Source organism: Caldicellulosiruptor acetigenus, from assembly GCF_026914305.1.
Taxonomy (GTDB): Bacteria; Bacillota; Thermoanaerobacteria; order Caldicellulosiruptorales; family Caldicellulosiruptoraceae; genus Caldicellulosiruptor; species Caldicellulosiruptor acetigenus.
Map to the genome: position 1 here is coordinate 906,366 of NZ_CP113866.1, position 13,992 is coordinate 920,357.

The following is a 13,992-nucleotide window of genomic DNA, read 5'->3' on the forward strand; positions in this document are numbered from 1 at the left end:
ATCATGTAATTTTGTGGTATAATTTATATAAGGACATAAATCGAGGGGTGTATCAAAAATGAAAATTATGATAGTTGATGATGCTGTGTTTATAAGAAAGGTGTTAAAAGGTATTTTAGCCGAGCTTGGATACAATGTTGTAGCAGAGGCATCGACAGGCAAGGATGCAGTAGAACAAGCTGCAAAGGTAAAGCCGGATATAATCACGCTTGATATAACCCTTCCAGACATGAGTGGCATTGATGTTTTAAAAGAGATAAAAAGAGTGCTTCCATCTGTTCAAGTGGTAATGGTCTCTGCACTTTCTGGGCAGGAAGCTGTGATGCAGGCTCTTAGAGAAGGTGCGGTAAATTATATTACAAAGCCGTTCTCAAAAGAAAAAATAGAGAGTGTATTGAAAAGTGTGTGTGAAAACATAGAACCTAAGATAGATGAAGAAACCAAGGATGAAAGGGAAGAAAAAGAAGTTATAGAACTTCAAATGGTTAACTCAAAAGAACCTTCAGAAGGACTAGAATTAGAAGAAACTATAACGCCTGACCTTGAAATAAATAATTTGGAAGAGGAGTTAGCAGCAGAAAAATTGGCAGCAAAAGAATTAGTGGAAGAACAGCCTAAAAATGAGCCATTTTATGAGAACATAAATGTGGAAGAAAACAAGAAAGTTGAAAATGAAGAGATACATATTGATTTTAAGTTAAATTTGCGAGAAGAAAATGGAAAAGCAAGGCTTGAGGACGTAAGGGTATTCGAAAAGGACGAAGGATATGTTTTGTCCCTTTATTTCAGTGAACCTGTGACATACAATTTTGGTAAGATGAAGATTGGCAATGGTTTTATAATCAATGTGGAGGATTGTAAAATTGAGCCAAATGTCAAAGAAACCATAAAGGTTTCTGATGAGGGCTTAAGAGAAATAAAAGTAGAAGAGATTTCAGGCAATGTTTATATTGCAATTAAAACCGATATAAGAAAGTTCAACATACAAGAAAATGACAGAATAATTGAGATATTATTGCAAAAAGAAATTGCTCATCTATCCTACAATCCTTTGACAAAACTTTTGCTGATAGAAGGGATATCTTCAAAAGCAATAGAAGTAGAAAGAGCAGAAAATAACTTAAAAATAAATATCCTGAACAAGGATACAATGCTAAAAGAGGAAAGAATAGAAATAAACGATGGATTGGTTGAAACCATTGAGGTACTGAAGACCTTTAAGGGATATGTAGTGCTGGTTAAAAGTTCTAAATTCTTGGAATATGAAAAAATTGAAGGAAGAAGTTCGTTTGGCATAAGATTAAAAGAAGCAAATGTAATCAAAAGATGGAATGTATATACCAAGGAAGATATGACAATAGTCGAAATAATTTCGTCATCTGGGGATGCACAGCTTCAAATGGATCACGACAAAGAAAATGATAAGGTATATGTATATTTTAGTGATTTAGAGGTTCCAGATGAACTTCTGAACCAGCGATATGAATATGAAGAGGGCTTTATTGAATGGATAGAGTTTAAAAAAGATTATGCAGAGAAAAAGTGCTTTATGATGATATCTACTCCAGTAAATAAGGTAAGTGTATCCAAAGAAGATGGCAGAGTTCTTATTTTATGCAGGGCAATAAGAGCGTTTTTGCTTTATGATAATTTACAGACAAGACTGATTTTCCAGAATATCAAACCGTCTGAGATAGAACTTGAACTTATTGAAGACAAAAAATTAAGATTCAGTATACTCAATAGATTTGTAAATCTAATAAAAGATTCTATGGTGGAAGACAATCAGTTTATTGAAAAGGTAGAGATCGAAAAAGTTAAAAATGGCTATGAAGGTCTAATCTACCTTAAAAAGAGATGCAGTTTTTATTCCCTCTTGGCCAAAGATAAGGTATCAACAGATGTTTACCTGACACCTTTAAAAGCTCAGAATAAAATCAACTTTTATGAGTACGAAGAGAAAGATAATAAAGCTATCTTACATATAAGAGGAGAAGGAAAGTTAGATAAAGAGATTAGGCAAGAAGATGGAGTAGTCAGAATAGAAATTTTTGATGCTCAGTTAGAAAACATATCCACCTTACCTGTTGAGCTTGAGAGTTGTTGCATAGAAAAAATCATTTTTAAAGAAGCAGAAAATGATAAAGTAGTAATAGAGGTCTATCCTTTCAAAGATGATTTTATTGTAAGCGACTATGCAAACGGCTTTGATTTAGAATTTGCTCTGGATACAATAGAAATTCTGGTATCTAATAATTCTATCCAGCTTGAGGGACTTGACAAAAATGATATTAGTTTCAAAGAAGACAAAGAGAACAATCAATTTGAAGTAGAGATTAGGAAAAAAGGTATTTTTATTTCCACCGGGCTGTTCAAAGTTGAAGATAGCCTTATCAAAAGCTATCAGGTTTACAAATCTAAGGGAAGTTATGGAATTATTATAAAGACTAATAAAAAAGCAGTTGCTGTTGTAAACTCTGATAAAGAAAAAGCCGTTGAAATTGTAATGAAAAAACTGCCTGAACTGACAACGTGTGAAGTTGTTGTAAACAGCGAAACTGAAGCATATTTAAAACTTGGCATTGATGGCGAGCTGTTTAAAGAGCCTGAGGTCGAGCAAATTGGAAAAGGTGTAATAGAAGTAAAGCTATCAAAAATTGTATATGATCAGATTGAGTTGACTTCTCAGTATTACGAGAATGGAATAGTAAAGCTCATAGAGTTTATACCTGCTGAGGAAAATCTGAGCATAAGAATAAGCTTTAACCGTGCACATTGGGAAATTGAATCTGGCCTATCACAACTTCTTTTGAAATTTGAAAAGGCAACTTCAAAAATTGAAGTGGATGATAGTGGTGTTGTTATAAGGTATATAGATGCAGAGGATGTTTCCTATAGGATCTTTGAGGAAAATGGTGTAATAGTATTAGATGTTCCTTCTTATGCAGGGGATTTTGCTAATACCATTCCTGCTATAAAGAGCGAAAAGGCTGTGAAATTCATCAGCATAGAAAAGATAGAATCTGGATGGAGAATATATTTGATTACAATGACCGGTATTAAATTCCAACTTGAGAGAAAACAAGAGGAGATGAAGGTAGAATTTTTTGAAGAAAAAGGTGTCTTGAGCGAGGTTGCAGGCTAAGTTTTAAAAAAGGTTAAAAAATGGTAAAGACTAAAAGAAGGTGAATTCAGTTGCCGGTAAACGAAAAGAGAAAAATAGGTGAGCTTTTATTAGAGGCAGGAATTATCACAACGAAGCAGTTAGAAGAAGCACTTCAAATTCAGAAAAAGACAGGAAAAAAAATAGGCGAAATCCTTGTTGAAAAGGGATATGTCACAGAAGATGAAATTTTAGAGGTTCTGGAGTTCCAGCTGGGAATACCTCATGTTAAGCTTGACCAGTATGTAATTGACCCAGAGGTTGTGAATTTAGTTTCTGAAAGCATAGCACGAAGACATACTCTTATTCCAATCCAGCTAAAGGATGACAAACTTGTTGTTGCAATGGCTGACCCGCTGAACATTTTTGCAATAGAAGATGTTGCAATTTTTTCTGGCAAAAATGTTCAGCCAGTCATTGCAAAAGCTTCTGAGATAAAAAGACAGATAGAAAAGTTTTACGGAAAGCAAGAAGCCTTAAAGGCTATTGAAGAGCTCAAAAAAGAGGGTGCTGCTCAAAGAAGGGTTCAGACAACGAGAATGCAGATAAGTTCTGAAGATGACGCAGAAGGTCCTGTTGTCAAGCTTGTAAACTCCATATTTGAGCAGGCAATAACATCTAGAGCAAGCGACATTCACATTGAACCCTTTGAAAATGAAATAAGAGTAAGATTTAGGATAGATGGCATACTATATGACATTCTTCAGCTTGAAATTGAGACCCTGCCATCTCTTGTTGCAAGGATAAAGGTTATAGGTAACATGGATATTGCTGAAAAAAGAGTGCCGCAGGATGGCAGAACCACATTCTTGTTTGCTGACAAGGTATATGACATGAGAATTTCTTCTCTTCCAACTGTTTATGGTGAGAAGATAGTTATAAGAATTGCTGACAAGGGAGCATTTATCAAATCCAAGACAGAACTTGGATTTACAGAAGATGACTTAGAAAAATATAACAGGATTATTTCAGCACCCCACGGTATAATTCTTGTGTGCGGACCAACTGGAAGCGGGAAAACTACTACCTTGTATACCATATTAAATGAGCTTAACACAGGGCTTAAGAACATCATAACAGTAGAAGACCCTGTTGAGAGCACGATTTATGGCATAAATCAGGTTGAAGTAAATCCAAAAGCAGGGCTTACATTTGCAGCAGCACTGCGTTCTATCTTGAGACAGGACCCTGACATCATTATGATAGGAGAGATTCGAGATAAAGAGACAGCTGACATGGCAGTTCGAGCTGCTATAACAGGGCACTTGGTGCTCTCTACAATCCACACAAACGACGCACCATCTGCTGTTACAAGACTTGTTGATATGGGTATTGAAAGCTTTTTGATAAGCTCATCGCTTGTTGGTGTTATATCTCAAAGACTTATTCGCAAGATTTGTCCGTACTGCAAAGAAGAGTATCTTCCTACAGAACCAGAACTAAAAGCTCTTGACATAGAAGAAAATTACAATGTAAAATTATACAGAGGAAGAGGTTGTGCACTTTGCAATAATAAAGGATATTACGGCAGGTCTGGAATATACGAAATAATGATTGTTACAAACCAGCTAAAAAGATTGATTGTGAAAAAAGATGTAAGCAGTGATGAAATAAAACAGCTTGCGATAAAAGAAGGAATGAAGACACTAAAAGATGCATGCAAAGAAAGAGTCTTGAACGGGACAACAACAGTGGAAGAGTTTTTGAGAGTTACATTTTCACTTGAATAAGTTTTTAAGTGTTCGAGGGGTTAAAGATGACAGAGAGTAGAGGATAGAGGAAGGAGGAAAAGCCAAAATGGATATCAATGAGATTTTGAAAGAGGCATTTTTGAAAGGCGCATCTGATATACATATCACGGCAGGTTCACCCCCTATCATGAGGGTGCACGGTGTACTTACACGCATGAGCGATTTGAGCCTCACACCAGAGATAACTGAAAGGTTTGTAAAAGAAATTACAAACGAATACCAGTACAAACGTTTGCAAGAAGCTGGTGAGGTTGACTTTTCTTACAGCATTAGAGGTTTGAGCAGGTTTAGGGTAAATGCATTTAGGCAAAGAGGTTCTTATGCTATTGCATTCAGAGTCATATCTCAGGATATACCAAAGTTTGAGACATTGGGACTTCCTCCGGTTCTGAAAGATTTTACAAAGCTCAACAAAGGGCTTGTTCTTGTTACTGGTCCAACCGGTTCAGGGAAATCGACCACGTTAGCATCGCTTATAGATATAATAAATGCTGAGAGGAACTTACATATTATCACATTGGAAGACCCTATTGAATATCTTCACAGGCACAAAAAGAGTATTGTCAATCAAAGAGAGATAGGAAACGACACACAAAGCTTTGCAGCAGCCCTGAGAGCTGCTCTTCGTGAAGACCCTGATGTAATTCTGGTTGGCGAGATGAGAGATTTAGAGACAATTTCCATAGCACTTACCGCTGCAGAGACCGGACACTTGGTTTTTTCAACACTTCACACTGTTGGTGCAGCAAAGACCATTGACAGAATCATCGATGTTTTCCCACCATATCAGCAGCAGCAAATACGTGTTCAGCTTTCTACAGTTCTTCAAGCAGTTGTATCGCAACAGCTTTTGACAAGGAGAGACGGCAGGGGCAGGGTTGTTGCGGTTGAGGTTATGATAGCAAACGCGGCAATAAGGAATCTCATAAGAGAAGCAAAGACGTATCAGATACAATCAATTATTCAAACACATACGAAAAATGGAATGATAACAATGGAACAATCTCTTGTTGACTTGTACAAAAGAGGGCTTATAACAAGAGAAGATGCAATAATGTATGCATCTGATCATGAGCTTATAAACAAGCTTTTGATATTCTAAAGGGGTAGGAAGGTTAAAATGGCAGAGTATGTGTACAGTGCAATGGATGTATCTGGCAGAAGAATAAATGGGACTGTTATAGCCGAGGATGAAAAAGCGGCAATTGAGATGTTGAAAGCCAGAAATGTGTTTGTGATAGAAATAAAAGAAAAAGGAGCACTCCAGAAAGAGATAAAACTGCCCTTTGGACAAAGAGCAACAGTAAAAGACCTTTCAGTCTTTTGCAGGCAGTTTGCAACAATGCTCTCTGCAGGTATTTCAATTTTAAGCTGTTTGGATGTTTTGAGGCAGCAGTACAGGGGAAGACCTTTTGGCAGGGTAATAGATGACCTTTACGAAAAGGTGGAAAGGGGCACTCTTTTATCGAGTGCTATGAGAGAACATCCAAGATTTTTCCCGCCAATTTTAGTGAACATGGTTGAAGCAGGAGAGGTTGCAGGTTCTATTGACAAGTCAATGGACAAAATGGCAACACATTTTGAAAAGGAACTAAAACTCAGGCAGAAGATTGTAAATGCTCTCATGTATCCTGCAATTGTTATAAGTGTGGCTGTAATTGTGCTAATAATTCTTTTGACATATGTTATTCCAACCTTTGTTGGACTTTTTGAAGAGCTCAATGTTGAACTTCCTGCAACAACAAGGTTTGTTATAAATTCAAGCAAATTTATGCAGCAAAATGGGATTTATCTTCTTTTTGCTATTGTAGCTTTGGTATTTGGGTATAAAGTATTCAAATCAACACCAACAGGTGGTATCATTGTCGGAAAAATAAAAATCAGAATACCAGTGATAGGCAAGCTTGTATTGGGTCAGGTAACCAGCCGTTTTACAAGGACGCTGGCAACACTTTTGAATGCTGGTGTTTCCTTGATAACGGCTTTGGATACAACAAAAAACATCTTGTCAAACGCCTTTATTGAAAGGGAGTTTGAGAAGGTTATTGAGAGGGTGAAAGGTGGTGAGGGGTTAAGCTATCCGATTGAGGAGATGGGGATTTTTCCAAAGCTTATGAACATCATGTTAAAGACAGGCGAAGAGACAGGACAGCTTGAGTACATGCTTGAAAAAGCAGCAGATTACTACGAAAATGAGGTTGAAAATCAGGTCACAAGACTGACATCACTGTTTGAGCCTGTTATGATTGTGCTGCTTGCTTTGATGGTTGGATTTTTGCTTGCGTCAATTATCATGCCGATGTTCAAACTCTATGGCAGCATCGGCACATAAAAAGGGCGGTGGCTTATGAAAAGAAAGTTTTATGGCTTTACTTTGATTGAACTTGTTGTTGTGATTGCTATAATTGGAGTGATTGTAGCAATTGCAACGCCACAGGTTTTAAGGACAATCCAGAATGCTCAAAAAAGAGCAGACAGCCAAACAGCCCGCCACATTGCATATGCATTTTTGATGTGGCAGGAGGAAACAGGTAAGAATTTGAGCGAAATCATACCAGATTCAAACATTCACAAAATTAGTAGTAATTTAGTAGGGAATCCACCTGAGCTTGATTTAACAAGGTATATCCAGGGAAGCCTGCCAAGGCCAAGGTTAAATAAAAATTATTATTTTTACTACAAGTATGAGTCATCAGTTTTAAAGATTTATGCGGGTGATGATTCAAACCAGTGGGAACTTTTTCCCGAGTTTGACGAGAATTATAAATAAAAACTGTAGGAGGTTGATTTTGACATGATGGCTTGGTTGGTAAAGCAGGTTAATAAGAAAAATAAGGGTTTTACATTGATTGAAATGGTTGTTGTTTTGGCGATTATTGCAATATTGATTGCAATTGCTGTTCCGCAGGTGTTGAGGCAGATTAACAGAGCAAAAATTAATGCTGATAAGGCAAACGCAAGGACGATTGCTACAGCAATTCAGCAGTATGTAGGAGACGGATACACTGTAACACAAACTAACCCAACTGCAATAAATGGTTCTGAGCCATGGGTAACTCAATATATGACAGGTGGAGTACCAAAAGTAAGATACAACAGTTCATGGCAGTTCTATTACTGGACAGATACTACTGGAAATGCTGTATATGTTGGGGCGGGTTCGAGTGGTTCAGATGCACAAAATAATGAACTTTATCCAGAACTTAAGGGCGTTTATGCGAATCCATAATGAAAAATGGTGTTTTGGATAATTAGTGATATTATAATTTCCCTCATCCTTGGCAGCTTCCTGAATGTTTGTATATACAGAATTCCTCGGGGGGAGTCGATTGTGTTCCCCCCGAGCCACTGCCCGAAATGCAAAAGAAGAATAAAGTGGTATGATTTGATTCCTGTTGTAAGCTATATAATCTTAAGAGGAAGGTGCAGGTTCTGCAAAGAAAGGATTTCTATAAGATATCCCATTGTTGAGCTTTTAACAGCAGCAGGCGGCCTTTTGTGCTATTCCAAATATGGTTTTTCGCCAGAGATGTTTGTTGCCTTCTTTATTTATTGTATTCTTCTTTATATCTCAGCAGTTGATATTGACACCATGGAGATTTCAACAAAGAGCATCTTTTTGCTGTTTGCTGCAAGATGTGTGCAGGTGTTTTTGGAAAGAGGAGTTAGCATAAAAACTGCTTTGAGCATCTTTTCAGGAATGATTTTCTCAATGCTTTTAATTTTAATAGTTTACATTCTATCTAAAGGAAGAGCAATGGGATTTGGAGATGTACTTTTAATTGCAGCGGGTGGCGCTGGATTTACAGCAGTAGAAGCTATTTTAGCAAATTTTCTGGCATTTGTTCTGGGTGCTGTGTTTGCAGCATTTGTATTGGTAAAGAAGAATAAGAATTTGAAGAGTGAAGTCCCCTTTGGACCGTTTATATCCGCTGCTCTAATTATCACAATACTATATGGTGATACTATTTTAAAGATGTACTTAGAGTACATAAGATAGCCTAAAAAGATTGAGATAATAGCAAGGGGGCAAAAGTTGTGTATACAATAAAAAACTATATGGAAGAAGCAGTAGGGAATATGATAGATAAAGTTCTTGAAAACATTGATGTTTGCAAGTGTCCAAAGTGCAAGCTTGACATTATGGCTTTAGCACTCAACAGGCTTCCGCCAAGGTATTTTGTCACAAAAGAAGGAGAGCTTTTTGAAAGGCTTGCAGAGCTTCAGGAACAGTTCACAGTTGACATCACAGCTGCAATTGCAGCAGCTGCTTTTATTGTTAAAAACAATCCAAAACATGATTAAAGCTTTTAGAAAATAAAAAGAGGGATAAGATGAAAAGGTTTAAAGGCTTTACCCTGCAAGAAATGGCAATTGTTTTGGCGATTTTGGCAATCCTTTTGGCAATTGCAGTTCCAAATTATATAGCAATGAAGAAAAGAGCTGATGTAAACAGCGTTGCAACCCAGTTTGCTGCAATGATAAGAGAGCTTTATGAGAAGGTTGACTCTGAGATGGAATATGACACGTATTCGTCAGCAACAGGTGGGCATATGTCAAAGTATTACATAAGGATTGACAATCGTCAAATTCCTGATCCTGTAACAGGCGAGAAGTCTTTGAAAATCCAGCTGATAAAATTAGATACAAGTTCAACACCCCACCGAGAAATTGTATTAAAAGAGATAAAATCGAAAACAGTACAAATTGCTCCGACCTCAACAATAGTAATGAGTAATACAGGCGTTGCGACATACCTTACATTCGGGCCCAAAGGAGAGATTATAGAATTTACAGGTTCTATAGTAGCAAGAGGATCTGTTCATACACCATATACCGCCCAAAAAACAATAGAAATAATTCCTATTTCAGGTTCTAGCTACAAAAAGACAATAGTACTTAACAGCATACCACCGGGGAGCGTTGAAGTGCAATGAGGAAATTTTTAAAAGGTTTTACACTTATTGAGATAATAGCTGTTGTTGCAATTGTTGGAATAATCATTGTTGCTCTGTACAGCTTTTTTATGAACAATTTCAAGGTAGCTCAGGAAGAAGCAAAGATTGCTTCAATTGAGTCTCAGGCAAAAAGGCTTCAAGATACAATAAAGCAGTGGCTTCAGATGGCAGACCAGCAAAGTATTGTTGGAAATTCTTCTACTGAGAGGGTTGATATGATTGTATACGAAGATAATTCGTCAACCTCAGGCACAAGCGTAACTATAAAGTATGAGCCATCAACAAAAGGTATAAGAATCACCAAAGATGGTGTAATTACACCTTACCTTGAGGGGAAAGTCACAAATTTTGATGTTGATGACAATCCGCCTCAGATAGTCATTCAGTACACAGTGGATTTGGGTGTTCGTGGTCAGACAAGGACTTACAAAATTGTTTATAACAGACGTTATGACTGGTAAAAATTCTATTTTGAGGGGTTTAAGAAGAATATGAGCACAAAAGTAGCTATAGAACTTGGGAAAAACTACATAAAGGTTGCTGAAGGAAGCTTTTCAGGAAGTATTCATATAAATAAATTTGCTGAAGAGCAGCTGAAAGATAATGTCATCATAAACGACATGAAACTTGAACCAAATCTTTTTTACGAAACGCTGGGCAATATCTTTTTAAAAAATAATTTTCCAAAAAACAATATAACTTTTGTTTTGTCAGGTATTTCTAACATGATTATCAGAGAATTAGTAGTGCCGTACCTCAATGAAGACAAGACGTTTAATCTTATTACATTTGAAGCAAGACAGTACTTTCCAACAAGCATTGAAAATTATGTTATTGATTATAAACAGCTGAAGGTGTTTAATGAAGGAAAAACAAAGAAGCAAAAGATTTTGCTTGTGGCTCTTCCTAAAAGTCTTGTCGAAGATATAGTAACAGTTACGAAAAAACTTGGTTTTAAGGTTAAGAAAATTGATATTGAGCCAAATACAATATCTAAACTCGTAGGTTTAGAAAGAAAGGTTAGAAAAGAAAAAGATAAAGAGCTTATAATGATTGTAAACATTGTAAGGTCTTATATAACAGTTGTGATAGTCAACGAAGATGAAATTGTTCTTTCTAAAACGTTTCCAAATTATGATTTGGAAAGAATGTTCAGTGAGGAAGAAGGTTCTGAAGCTTTCATAGAATATTTTTATACCTACACTATCAATGAGATTGTTGAAAATATTTCAAAGTTCTATGAATTTTATAAAAGCAGGGAACAGGACAGCAAAAATCTTTCGAAGGTATATCTTATGGGTGAGGTTTGCCAGCATATAGATATAAGCGATATTCTGCGAACAAAGATAAATGCTGAAATGGTCTTACTCACTGAACTGCAATCGATTGATAAGAAGATAATAATGACAAAAAGTGAAGTTTGCAATTATTCCACTACAATCAGTGGGCTTATTTAGTTTTTGAGTTTTGAGATTTTAAGGAGAGGTAATAATGGCAAAAAATCTCAAGGATATAAACCTGTTGTTGGCTTATGAAAGAGGAATAAAAAAGAAAGATGCAACGCTGAGAATTTATTTTTTGGTATTTGTTTTAGAAATATGCGTATTTGCTCTGATTGCCTCAATTTTTTTAACCAGAATAATGACGACAAATAATGATATCAGAAGGTTGAATGATGAGATAAGAATAAAACAGCAACAGATGGATGAAGCGCAGAAGCTTGTCGAAAAGAAAACCTTGTATACTCAAAAAGAAGCTTTACTTGAATATGTGTCAAGTGGGCATATAAAACTTTTAGAGATTTTAGATAAACTTGAATCTTTGACACCTTCAAATCTCAAGTTTGAGAGCCTGAACCTTTCAACCGAAAAGGTAACGTGCACTGTCAGGGCTGATAAGCTTGAAACTGTCACACAGTTTGTCTACAACCTTCAAACAAGTGGTTACTTTACAAACATAAGCTTTAGCAGCGTAACTGGAGATGAGAATTCCAAAATGTCAACAATATCGGCTGATATAGCAAGGAAGTGAGATAAAGTGCGAATTACAGAGAGAGATAAAAAGCTTTTATTAATTCTTGGTATGGTGCTTTTAGGATTTTTGTTTTACAATCTTTTTTACAATCCATATTCCCAAAAGCTGAGCAGCTTGCTTTCAGAAAAGCAGCAATTGGAAAATAGACTGAGCGAGATAGAACAGAAAATTGCTATGTATAATGTTCAAAAAGCAAAGCTTAAAGAAATAGAGAAAGACTACACAATAATCAGTCAAAAAATTCCACCAAATCAAGACGAAAAGTTTTCAATGCTTGACCTTCAAAGACTTGCTCAAATGGTAGGAAGTAAAACTTCGGATTTTACCTTTTCACAAAAACAAAATCTGAATGTGAATTATAACAATGTAAATATTGCAAAAGCGTATTTTTATTCATCTAAACAGAACTGGCAGATGACGTATGCAAACTTTAAAAAGCTTTTGTTCCTGCAAAAAGATTTTTCACCTTTGTATTCTCTTGATACAATTTCTTTATCAAGTGGCAACAATAATATGGTTACAGCGAGCTTTGAGATAAGATTTTATGGATATGAAGATAACCTTGCACCTGCAAGACAATGGCAAAACTTTGCAATTCCTTCTGGAAAAGGTGATTTGTTCAGCGGTGGCGCTGGACAAAAGGTGAAATTTAATTATACTCCAGAGGACTTAAAAAAAAATGAACCAGGACCGCCGCCTGCAGTAAAGGTTGAAAGAACAGATAATTTATCTGTTGCTAATTCTGAGCAGAAAACAACTTTGCCGCAAACTTCTTCTAATACTTCTTCCAACAAGCCCAATTCAAATAAACCAGAGCAGGAACAGACTCAATTGTCAGAGGAAAAGGTTGATTACACAAAAGCTGATTTTGTTGTTACAGTGTCAACGCTCTATTCTCCAACAACAAATATATCTATCGAAAAGAGTGGAAAAGGTTCTATTTTTGGGGCAAAAAAGAAAAATGAAAATGCATATATAGCTATCAAAAAAGAAGGAGACAAGTATTACTACAAAATAGGTACTGAAGCAAGTGTGTATCCGCAGGGGGATGATTTTGACCAGCTAAATTTTCAAAGCAGTGGTCAGATTTTAATTGTTGTTTTTTCAAGTCCAAGAAAGTATAAAGATGACGATAATGTAGTGACACTTAAGATAACCAACAACTCTGATAAGCCAGTTAAGGTTTATGTATCTAATGATGATAAACAAAAACCAAGAGTTAATATTGTGACAAATGGTTCAAAAGTCAGTGTGACAAGAAAATGATGTGGGGTGGCGAGTAAGATGAGAAGAACTTTTAAAGGGTATACTCTTGTTGAGGTTATTGTGACAGTGGCAATATTTGCTCTGCTTGTCACCCCGATTGTGTTACTTATTCAGCAGTCTCTCAAAGTAAACGTGAGTGCAAAAACAAACCTTGAGGTTGCTGAGGTCATCAACCAAGCCGTTGAGACTCTTGTGTATCAAAATGTTTATGGGACTGGAAGTATGAACGTAAATGGGTATACTGTAAACTATGATATAGATGATTCTTTTAAAACAGGAACCATTCAAAATATTGAAAATAGCCAGATTGATTTTAGGATGTTCTTAGACTCAGCAGGAAAATTAACGATAGAAGATTTAACAACCCATAATACGTATGAAAGAAACATATCTTCAAGTTCATATGACAAGCTCAAGATTGAGATAAGATATGATGAAGTAGGGAAAAAGGCTACTTATACCTTCATCCTAAATGGTGCAACAATTGCCACTTTTATAAATGGCAATAGTACAGAACCAGCCAAGCTGGGAGCCGAGTTTGTCTCAGATACATTATCACATTATCTTTATGTGATCGTGGATGGCGTATACGACCTTTCGAACCATCTTACAACCACTATGTTCAATTTGTGGCTGACAAATGTAAATAACAATATAAAAGTTATAGCTACAACTCCATTTATAGTTTATGATAATTCTCCACGGCATGCTATTCTCACGGGTGTAGAGAAAGTAAGACGAATTCATCTTAAGATATATGACCCTAAAGGTCAATTTGTGAAAGAGTATACGACCTATTATTCATATAGGGTGAAATGAT

Annotated in this window: 14 protein-coding genes; all 14 read left to right on the forward strand. The window is 36.1% G+C overall.

Translation table 11 applies throughout. The features are described 5' to 3' along the window. The first annotated feature begins 58 nt into the window (after window positions 1-58). The 14 genes from OTK01_RS04320 to OTK01_RS04385 all read left to right on the forward strand — a co-directional run bounded on the left by OTK01_RS04320 (window position 59) and on the right by OTK01_RS04385 (window position 13,991). A complete protein-coding gene (locus OTK01_RS04320) occupies window positions 59-3,145 on the forward strand; it encodes a response regulator (RefSeq protein ID WP_029227964.1) in 3,087 nt (1,028 codons plus the stop codon). Between the two features lie 50 nt (window positions 3,146-3,195). Then, a complete protein-coding gene (locus OTK01_RS04325) occupies window positions 3,196-4,893 on the forward strand; it encodes a GspE/PulE family protein (protein WP_029227963.1) in 1,698 nt (565 codons plus the stop codon). 67 nt (window positions 4,894-4,960) lie between these two features. Further along, window positions 4,961-6,016 (forward strand): type IV pilus twitching motility protein PilT, encoded by a 1,056-nt coding sequence (locus OTK01_RS04330; RefSeq protein WP_269011786.1) that lies wholly within the window; start codon window positions 4,961-4,963, stop codon window positions 6,014-6,016. An 18-nt stretch (window positions 6,017-6,034) separates the two neighbouring features. After that, window positions 6,035-7,246, forward strand: a complete 1,212-nt coding sequence (locus OTK01_RS04335; protein WP_029227961.1) for a type II secretion system F family protein — start codon at window positions 6,035-6,037, stop codon at window positions 7,244-7,246. A gap of 15 nt (window positions 7,247-7,261) precedes the next feature. Beyond that, window positions 7,262-7,684: a prepilin-type N-terminal cleavage/methylation domain-containing protein gene (locus OTK01_RS04340; protein WP_029227960.1), complete on the forward strand. Its 423-nt coding sequence runs from the start codon at window positions 7,262-7,264 to the stop codon at window positions 7,682-7,684. Window positions 7,685-7,708: 24 nt separating this feature from the next. Continuing rightward, window positions 7,709-8,143, forward strand: a complete 435-nt coding sequence (locus tag OTK01_RS04345; protein ID WP_029227959.1) for a type II secretion system protein — start codon at window positions 7,709-7,711, stop codon at window positions 8,141-8,143. A gap of 6 nt (window positions 8,144-8,149) precedes the next feature. Further along, entirely contained in the window at window positions 8,150-8,914 is a 765-nt protein-coding gene (locus tag OTK01_RS04350; RefSeq protein WP_051129948.1) for a prepilin peptidase, read from the forward strand. 38 nt (window positions 8,915-8,952) lie between these two features. Next, entirely contained in the window at window positions 8,953-9,219 is a 267-nt protein-coding gene (locus tag OTK01_RS04355) for a late competence development ComFB family protein (protein WP_029227957.1), read from the forward strand. Between the two features lie 29 nt (window positions 9,220-9,248). Then, window positions 9,249-9,851 carry a prepilin-type N-terminal cleavage/methylation domain-containing protein gene (locus tag OTK01_RS13225; protein WP_029227956.1) on the forward strand — a complete coding sequence of 201 codons (603 nt, stop codon included), beginning with the start codon at window positions 9,249-9,251 and terminating at the stop codon, window positions 9,849-9,851. After that, window positions 9,848-10,333: a prepilin-type N-terminal cleavage/methylation domain-containing protein gene (locus OTK01_RS04365; protein WP_029227955.1), complete on the forward strand. Its 486-nt coding sequence runs from the start codon at window positions 9,848-9,850 to the stop codon at window positions 10,331-10,333. The genes OTK01_RS13225 and OTK01_RS04365 overlap by 4 nt, the downstream gene beginning before the upstream one ends. A 30-nt stretch (window positions 10,334-10,363) precedes the next feature. Then, the gene (gene pilM, locus OTK01_RS04370) at window positions 10,364-11,329 is read left to right on the forward strand and encodes a type IV pilus biogenesis protein PilM (protein WP_029227954.1); all 966 of its coding nucleotides are present in this window, start codon (window positions 10,364-10,366) and stop codon (window positions 11,327-11,329) included. A 34-nt stretch (window positions 11,330-11,363) separates the two neighbouring features. Then, a complete protein-coding gene (locus OTK01_RS04375; protein WP_029227953.1) occupies window positions 11,364-11,903 on the forward strand; it encodes a PilN domain-containing protein in 540 nt (179 codons plus the stop codon). A 6-nt stretch (window positions 11,904-11,909) separates the two neighbouring features. Further along, window positions 11,910-13,172 carry a type II secretion system protein M gene (locus OTK01_RS04380; RefSeq protein ID WP_029227952.1) on the forward strand — a complete coding sequence of 421 codons (1,263 nt, stop codon included), beginning with the start codon at window positions 11,910-11,912 and terminating at the stop codon, window positions 13,170-13,172. 18 nt (window positions 13,173-13,190) lie between these two features. Beyond that, the gene (locus tag OTK01_RS04385) at window positions 13,191-13,991 is read left to right on the forward strand and encodes a type IV pilus modification PilV family protein (protein ID WP_029227951.1); all 801 of its coding nucleotides are present in this window, start codon (window positions 13,191-13,193) and stop codon (window positions 13,989-13,991) included. Window position 13,992 lies beyond the last annotated feature (1 nt).

Excerpts from the sequence above, each read along its gene's own strand:
- OTK01_RS13225 (WP_029227956.1), top strand. The coding sequence starts at position 9,249 with ATGAAAAGGTTTAAAGGCTTTACCCTGCAAGAAATGGCAATTGTTTTG.
- OTK01_RS04320 (WP_029227964.1), top strand. The coding sequence starts at position 59 with ATGAAAATTATGATAGTTGATGATGCTGTGTTTATAAGAAAGGTGTTA.
- OTK01_RS04345 (WP_029227959.1), top strand. The coding sequence starts at position 7,709 with ATGATGGCTTGGTTGGTAAAGCAGGTTAATAAGAAAAATAAGGGTTTT.
- pilM (WP_029227954.1), top strand. The coding sequence starts at position 10,364 with ATGAGCACAAAAGTAGCTATAGAACTTGGGAAAAACTACATAAAGGTT.
- OTK01_RS04375 (WP_029227953.1), top strand. The coding sequence starts at position 11,364 with ATGGCAAAAAATCTCAAGGATATAAACCTGTTGTTGGCTTATGAAAGA.
- OTK01_RS04350 (WP_051129948.1), top strand. The coding sequence starts at position 8,150 with ATGGTGTTTTGGATAATTAGTGATATTATAATTTCCCTCATCCTTGGC.
- OTK01_RS04365 (WP_029227955.1), top strand. The coding sequence starts at position 9,848 with ATGAGGAAATTTTTAAAAGGTTTTACACTTATTGAGATAATAGCTGTT.
- OTK01_RS04335 (WP_029227961.1), top strand. The coding sequence starts at position 6,035 with ATGGCAGAGTATGTGTACAGTGCAATGGATGTATCTGGCAGAAGAATA.
- OTK01_RS04385 (WP_029227951.1), top strand. The coding sequence starts at position 13,191 with ATGAGAAGAACTTTTAAAGGGTATACTCTTGTTGAGGTTATTGTGACA.
- OTK01_RS04340 (WP_029227960.1), top strand. The coding sequence starts at position 7,262 with ATGAAAAGAAAGTTTTATGGCTTTACTTTGATTGAACTTGTTGTTGTG.
- OTK01_RS04330 (WP_269011786.1), top strand. The coding sequence starts at position 4,961 with ATGGATATCAATGAGATTTTGAAAGAGGCATTTTTGAAAGGCGCATCT.